Source organism: Flavihumibacter sp. CACIAM 22H1, assembly GCF_001601815.1.
Classification (GTDB): Bacteria; Bacteroidota; Bacteroidia; order Chitinophagales; family Chitinophagaceae; genus Flavihumibacter.
In genome coordinates, this window is record NZ_LUKG01000149.1 from 1 (window position 1) to 4,005 (window position 4,005).

The window sequence follows — 4,005 nt, forward strand, 5'->3', positions numbered from 1 at the left end:
CGATGCACTGGATAACCTTCGTAAAACTTCTTCTACCACTGCTTCTGCCTCTACCCTGTTTTGGCGGGTATTTGACCGGTCATAGACACCGGCAACAAAAACCTGTTTAACTTTTGACTGTATATCATCCGGCGACGGAAAGGTTAGCAGTTTATTGTCATAATAATTTGCGTTGCTAAATGAAATCAGGCTTTCATGTTTGCTACGATAATGCCATAATAAATATTGTGAGGGCATTGATAATGCCAGGCTATCGTCCAGTATACTTTCCAGGTCTTCGATTTCTGTAGTCTCCTCGTCTGCCTGACTTGCCGCAAAAAAACTGGTTGGAGGCATTTGTTTGGGATCACCTACCACAATCACATTTTTTGCCCGCGCTATTGCTCCTACTGCTTCGCAGGTAGGCAATTGAGAAGCCTCATCAAATATCACAAGATCAAATTCAATCTTACCCAATTCAAAATACTGGGCTACGGAAATAGGGCTCATCAGCATACAGGGTTTAAGCCTGGATAATAACCCGGGAATCTGGTCAAATAATTTCCGGATAGACATTGCCCGGCCGTTGCTTCTGATGGCCCGCTGCAAAACACCTATTTCTGAGCTTTGAGCAGCTTCCTGCTCAAAAGAAGGAATAGAAGCGGAGAGTTTACTTCTTATCTCTTCCCGGGTCAACTCCTGAAACTCTTTACTCGCTTGCCGGAATTTCTGAACTTTCTGATCAAATAATACTCCATTGAAGCCTACAAGCACCTGCGACTGGTCCATTACCCATTCAGCAGCCGAACGATACCAGCTTTTTTTGAACTGTAGTAACAGCTCGGGCGTTTCAAAAACCCCTTGCTCATAAGCCTGAATCAACGGCAACAAGCCGGCCTGTAACAATTTTGTCCGAACATCCGTATAGTTACACCAATCCTTAAGTTTATTACTATGGTATAACCATCCCTGGCTAAGCGCTAAAAGTTGTGCCGCCCAATTGGCACTGTGGCGAAATTTTTTCTCCCAGTCAAAACCCAATAAATCCTTGGCTTGATCCAATACCCCAAAAAGCTCCAGTAATAACTGGCGGTATTTTTTTAGCGATGGTTCCTTCAGGTCAATGTAAAACTTACTTCCCTCAATAAATTTTTCAGCCAATTGGTGTCGCCAGGTACTGATTTTTTCCACTGGCATCAATACAGCTGCCTCCCGTTGCATAGCTTGCAGGTGCAGGATGGATGCTTCCAGATTTTCCCAGTTAGGGTTTCCGTTTTTCCAGGCAAATCCAAGCATATCGGGCAGCCAGCCGGCGGCGTCAATAACCTGCTGCTCTTGTCTGAATGCACTGATCTTTTGCAGTAGAGGGATAAGCTCCTTTTTAGTAAATTTTCCGGTAGTGGAAAAAGCCCGGAGTTGTCGCAAAATTTTCTGTTGTTTTATCCAACGTGATAAAAACCACACATGTTCTGTTAACTGCCATTGTGCTAATAGAGCGCTGGCATCGAGCGTTAGTATTTCCTGCCTGAAATCTTCCAGTAATTCTTTCCTAAGCTCATCCCGCCTGATTCCGTGCAAGCATAGGTCGGCCAATTGAACCAATCGTTGTTCAAATGATTCGGACAGTAAAAAAGAAGCCGGTGTATCTGGAAGTTTTAGTAACCCACTGGTTATACGAAGCAAGGCCTGCTCCTGCAATAAGGTAAAGTTACTATACGCCAAACCGCTTATCAGGGCAACCTCCCCCGCAGTAGCTTCCAATGCGGTTACCAGTGTTTTGATTTTACCAATCAGCACCGTTGCATCTGCTTTTACCTGGCTGGTATAACGGGGAAGTTGAAGTTCAGCTAATGGATGTGCTTTAGGATGATTGATAATAGTGCCCACTTCCTGTAATTCTGCCGCTAGTTCCTGCCAGTGATTCCACTGGTCATTGGTTATACCAACGATTAATTCCGGAGGAAAACTGATAGAAGCAGGTGTTTCTCGGAGCTGGGTATAGGCAGTTATCAAATCAAAGAGCGAAAGTCCGAACGATTGTTGTTGGTGAAGCAGTTCTATGTATTCATGTAAACCCGTTCGCAACTCTAATAAACGGTTGGCCACTCTTTCGTACGATTCGGGTGCTCGGAGCTGTGCCTGTTCTGTACTTCGTTTTAACTGATCCAACACAGCCGATTTTTTTGCTTTGTTAGAATGCAGTTCCAGACAGAATGCGCCTATCCCGATAGCTTCGAGCCGATTTTCCACCACTTCCAATGCGGCTTTTTTGGCAGCCACAAAAAGCACCCGCTTACCGGAATACAGGGCATTGGCTATTATATTGGTGATGGTTTGCGATTTACCGGTACCAGGCGGACCGTGCAAAACAAAACTTCTCCCTTTTGCTGCGCCGAGGATTGCCTTCAATTGAGAGGAATCGGTTGAAATGGGCAGCACCAAGGCATCCGGCCGTAGGTTGGCATCATTTATTTCATCGAGTGTAATGGGTTTTTCCGGTTCAGTTATCGGTTTTCCGGATAACAGGCTTTGCACAAACGGATGCTTTTCTAAATAACCCGCATTATGGTGTATATCATTCCAAAGAATAAACTTATTAAACGAAAAATTACCCAACATTGCGGATTCTTCCACCTCCCATTTCGATTGCAGCATAACTGCCTGGCGGATGAGTGCAAAAACTGATTTGATATGAATGCCTTGTTCATCACGCGGAAGAGGATCGATAGAAAGGGAAATGCCAAAATCATGGCGCAGCATTTCCAATAAAGTAATATTTAGAATAGTGTCTTCTTCCCGGCTACGGAGAATAAACCCTTTATGGCTGGTTTTCCTGATTAACTCAACAGGCATCAGCAAGATGGGAGCATACCGCGGCAGTTCACTCTGCGGTGTTTCATACCACCTTAATAAACCTACACCAACATACAGTGTATTTGCCCCATTTTCTTCCAGGGAAAGCCGGGATGAGCGGTACAAATTGGTGAGGTTTGTACTCAGCTCCTGCTCGGAAAGATAGGTTCTAAGCCGTTGCTGGCTAAATTCCTTCTGCAGCAGTTCGATCATCGGATCTGAAAACTGTAGCTGGCGATATAAACCGGCTTCTCGCCCGTTATTTTCCCAATCAAGGGGTCGGGGTAAAAGCTGGAATTCTGTCGTATCCGCAAGTGCATCTTCCAATGCTGCAGCAGATACCGTCATCAGTTGAATCATTGTTTTGGTAAACCGGATATTCAACAGGTTGTTGCGCAGGCTGAGATCGAGGAGTTTCCGTTCCCATAACTGTAGTTTGGAAACGGCTGATTTTGCCGGCTGGGATAACTGCGGACCAGTAAAAATTTCATCCGGTAACTGATTAACGCGTTTTGTCGGTTCTTCTTCCTGAAGCTGCCAGCCATCCGCGGTAGCTACACGAAGGGGAAGTGGGCGGATAGCGCCCGAACGAGCCCTTTTTACGTCGATAAAAAGCTGAAAATTAGTTGTATGCAGCAGGTGTTGCTCCGCCAGCCAGACTGCCTTTTCAAAATCGGCAGCTTGTCCTGCATTCATGGCTACAGTTTCGACCAGTACAATTTCATGAATTCCTTCTGCCATGCGTTTTGTAAGCAGGGAGGCGTCATCATTAACCGGATCTGCAAAAAACGAGTCCACCAGCCAGGCCCCTGCAAATGCATGTCCTTTTATAAGTACCAGAATAGGGTGGAGGCCGATTGCTTCCAGGCAGGCACTGTAAAGAAGAGAAATATCCAGGCAATTAGCGAGCCGGTCTTTAAAGATCGTGTCGACCAGCCGAATCCTTTGCCCGTTTTCCTCAAAACTTGCGGCCGTGGTACAATAAATGAACTGATTTTCTGCAATGGCCTCATATATAGCCGCCATTTGTTGTCTTACCCGGTTGGGATTTTTCGACTGGTATGCGTCGAAGGAGGGGTTGTCTGTCCAGGTACCCAGAATATGTGCAGCGCGTCGGATAATAGTGGGAATTTCCGGGTGATTGGGGGTGGAAAAAGCCGTGAGGAGTTCAGG

Annotated in this window: 1 protein-coding gene; it reads right to left on the bottom strand. The window is 45.8% G+C overall.

What is annotated here, in order from left to right; translation table 11 throughout:
• On the bottom strand, positions 1-4,005 hold a 4,005-nt coding region (locus tag A1D16_RS21350; protein ID WP_290713623.1), incomplete at both ends, for a DUF4011 domain-containing protein.